This window comes from Streptomyces sp. NPDC007162 (assembly GCF_040634175.1).
Taxonomy (GTDB): Bacteria; Actinomycetota; Actinomycetes; order Streptomycetales; family Streptomycetaceae; genus Streptomyces.
This window is the reverse complement of the sequence record NZ_JBEYFC010000491.1, coordinates 3,106-6,645: the sequence shown is the minus strand read 5'-3', so window position 1 is coordinate 6,645 and position 3,540 is coordinate 3,106. Positions and strand designations below refer to the sequence as shown.

The 3,540-nt window shown below is 72.7% G+C and carries 3 protein-coding genes and 1 pseudogene; 3 read left to right on the top strand and 1 reads right to left on the bottom strand.

The genetic code is table 11. From position 1 onward, the window contains the following. Positions 1–4: 4 nt before the first annotated feature. Positions 5–94, top strand: a pseudogene (locus ABZ646_RS37015) (class E sortase); the annotation flags it as partial. Between the two features lie 37 nt (positions 95–131). Next, on the top strand, positions 132–404 hold the full coding sequence (locus ABZ646_RS37010; RefSeq protein WP_360529181.1) for a hypothetical protein: 273 nt from the start codon (positions 132–134) through the stop codon (positions 402–404). Positions 405–458: 54 nt separating this feature from the next. Here ABZ646_RS37010 and ABZ646_RS37005 read toward each other — a convergent pair whose 3' ends face one another. Continuing rightward, complete coding sequence (locus ABZ646_RS37005; protein ID WP_360529179.1) at positions 459–1,205, bottom strand: ferritin-like fold-containing protein; 747 nt, start codon at positions 1,203–1,205, stop codon at positions 459–461. A 574-nt stretch (positions 1,206–1,779) separates the two neighbouring features. Between ABZ646_RS37005 and ABZ646_RS37000 the strand changes: the two genes are divergently transcribed. After that, positions 1,780–3,540: DEAD/DEAH box helicase (locus ABZ646_RS37000; RefSeq protein ID WP_360529176.1), on the top strand; the 1,761-nt coding region annotated here is incomplete at its 3' end.

The following is a 3,540-nucleotide window of genomic DNA, read 5'->3' as shown; positions in this document are numbered from 1 at the left end:
GCCGGTGCGAGTGATCGTCAGGACCGTCAGCGAGCTCTGCATCACCGTCGGCACCCTCATCGTGCTCTTCGTCGTGTACGTGCTGTTCTGGACCGTGAAGCACCGGCCGGCCGTGGGAGGGACCCCCCGTGATGTTCCTGGAAGTCCTTGGATCCGCCCTGCTCGGCCTGGCCCTGTCGTGGGCCGCGAACAGCCGCCTCTCCCACCGCCTTCCGGCCCGCCCCCTGGTGTTCTCCACGGGTGTCGCGGGAGCCCTGTTCGGCGACTTCGTCACCCACAGCGCGCTGGGCCCCGGCACGCCGTTCGTGAGCCTCGCGGGAGCGGCGGTCGTCTCGGCGGCGTCCCTCTCCCTGCTGCTGCGCCCCACGGGCCGCCGCCTGCGCCGACGATCGATCCCGGCGTAGCTCCCGACGCCGAGGACTCCTCACCCGCCTGGACCACGGCCTCCGCGACGGGCGTCAGGCGGCCAGGCCCAGCGCGGCCATCCGCTTCGTGTGCGCCTCGGTGATCCGCGAGAACATCCGCCCCACCTCGGCGAGATCGAAGCCGGCGGCGACACCGCCCACCAGCATGGTCGACAGCGCGTCCCGGTCGGCGACGACGCGCTGCGACTGCGACAGTGCCTCCCCCATCAACCGCCGCGCCCACAGCGCCAGTCGGCCCCCCACCCGGGGATCGGCGTCGATGGCGGCCCGCACCTTCTCGACCGCGAACTCGGCGTGTCCCGTGTCGTCGAGAACGGCCAGCACCAGCTCGCGCGTGTCGGTGTCCAGCCGGGCCGCGACCTCCCGGTAGAAGTCGCTGGCGATCGAGTCGCCGACGTACGCCTTCACCAGGCCCTCCAGCCAGTCCGACGGCGCCGTCTGCCGGTGGAAGCCGTCGAGGGCCGCGACGAACGGCTCCATGGCCTGCGTCGCGTCCTCGCCGATCTCCGTCAGCCGGTTCCGCAACCGCTCGAAGTGGTGGAACTCGGCCGACGCCATCTTCGCCAGCTCGGCCTTGTCGGCCAGCGTGGGCGCCAGCTTGGCGTCCTCCGCGAGACGCTCGAACGCCGCGAGCTCGCCGTACGCGAGCGCGCCGAGCAGGTCCACGACCGCGGCTCGGTACTGCGGGTCGGCGGCCGCCTGCCCCCAGTCCCGGGCGGCGACACCGGTCGGTTCGGCGGAGGCGGTCTCAGGCTTGTCAGAGCTCGTCATGAAGCGCACAATAGCCCGCTCGCCGCCTCGGGGAAGCTCTGGGGGAAATCCCCGGGCGGTCCCCGGGCGACCCCTCACGAGTCCCGGAAAGTCGTGGAAGTCCTGAGGGGAAGCCGCTGGTCAGCCACACGAGTACCACGACGTGACCGAATCGGCCATCGCATGTGCGCGATTCCGGGGTATGGTGGTAATGCGCCTGCTGGTACGCCGTCTGTTTCAGACGTGCCTCGACAGGCCGCACGTATGAGGATGCCCGGTCGGTGGCCCGATCGGCTCCGAACCGACAGCCCTCCCGGCGCGTACGGCACATCGCGTACGTCGACCGGAGGGAGACACCCTCAGCGGTATGAGCGCTAGAGCGTCGGCAGAGGTCCCGTGCACTACGGCGTGCCCCCCACAGCCCGTCCGTAAGGCAGCCGACGTCCCCGGCACGGTCCGTCAAAGACCCCCGCGCTCGCCTCGTGCCGCGCCACACAGAAGAGGCAGCACCCTGACTACGACGTTTCGAGAACTCGGGATCCTCCCCGAGACCGCCGAGGCCCTGGAAGCCGTCGGCATCATCACCCCCTTCCCCATCCAGGAGATGACACTCCCGGTCGCCCTGTCCGGCACCGACGTCATCGGCCAGGCCAAGACCGGCACCGGCAAGACCCTCGGCTTCGGTCTGCCGCTCCTGGAGCGCGTGACCGTCCCCGCCGACGTGGAGGCGGGCCGCGCCGCCCCCGAGGCCCTCACCAACGCCCCGCAGGCGCTCGTGGTCGTCCCCACCCGCGAGCTCTGCACCCAGGTCACCAACGACCTGCTGACGGCCGGCAAGGTCCGCAACGTACGCGTTCTCGCCATCTACGGCGGCCGGGCCTACGAGCCGCAGGTCGAGGCCCTGAAGAAGGGCGTCGACGTCGTCGTCGGCACGCCGGGCCGCCTCCTCGACCTCGCGGGCCAGCGCAAGCTCGACCTCAAGCACATCAAGTCGCTCGTCCTCGACGAGGCCGACGAGATGCTCGACCTGGGCTTCCTGCCCGACGTCGAGAAGATCATCGGCATGCTTCCGGCGAAGCGCCAGACCATGCTGTTCTCGGCGACCATGCCGGGCGCGGTCATCGGTCTCGCGCGCCGGTACATGAGCCAGCCCACCCACATCCGCGCCACCGCGCCGGACGACGAGGGCGCGACCGTCGCGAACATCGCGCAGTTCGTCTACCGCGCGCACTCCATGGACAAGCCGGAGATGATCGCGCGCATACTGCAGGCCGAGGGCCGCGGGCTCGCGATGATCTTCTGCCGCACCAAGCGCACCGCCGCCGACATCGCCGAGCAGCTCCAGCGCCGCGGTTTCGCCTCCGGCGCCGTCCACGGCGACCTCGGCCAGGGCGCCCGCGAGCAGGCGCTGCGCGCCTTCCGCAACGGCAAGGTGGACGTCCTCGTCTGCACCGACGTCGCCGCACGCGGCATCGACGTCGAGGGCGTCACCCACGTCATCAACTACCAGTCCCCCGAGGACGAGAAGACGTACCTGCACCGGGTCGGCCGTACCGGCCGCGCGGGCGCGTCGGGTACGGCGATCACGTTCGTCGACTGGGACGACATCCCGCGCTGGCAGCTCATCAACAAGGCGCTCGAGCTCAAGTTCCCCGAGCCGGTGGAGACGTACTCGACGTCGCCGCACTTCTTCGAGGACCTGAAGATCCCCGCGGGCACCAAGGGTGTCCTGCCGCGCTCGGAGCGCACCCGCGCCGGGCTCGACGCGGAGGAGCTGGAGGACCTGGGCGAGACCGGCGGCCGCGGCAGCCGCGGTGGCCGGGGCGGTCGCAACGAGCCCCGCGTCGAATCCCGTACCGAGGAGCGCGAGCGTCCGGCCCGCACCCCGCGCCGCCGTCGGCGCACGCGCAGCGGTTCGGCCATGGATCCGGCACCCGGTACGACGGCCACGTCGCCGGCCGCCGAGTCCGCGGCCCCCGTCGCCGAGGAGGCCCCGGCCGGCCGGACCCCGCGCCGCCGACGCCGTACCCGCGGCGGGGCGTCGCAGGAGCCGGTGGCGGCCGCCGCGCCGGTGACCGTGACGCCCGAGGCCGTCGTGGAGACGGTCGAGGCCGCGCCGGAGAAGCCGCGCCGCCGCACCCGCCGCTCCGCCGAGACCGCTCCGACGGCGGAGGTCACCCCGGTGGCCGAGGTTCCCGTGGCCGCCCCGGTGGCCGAGGTTCCCGAGGCCGCCCCCGCGGCCGTGGAGACGGCCACTGCCGTCGCCGAGTCGAAGCCGCGCCGCACGCGCAAGGCGACGGCAACCGCGGAGGCCGCGCCGGACACCGCCGAGGCCACCGAGACCAAGCCCCGCCGGACCCGCAAG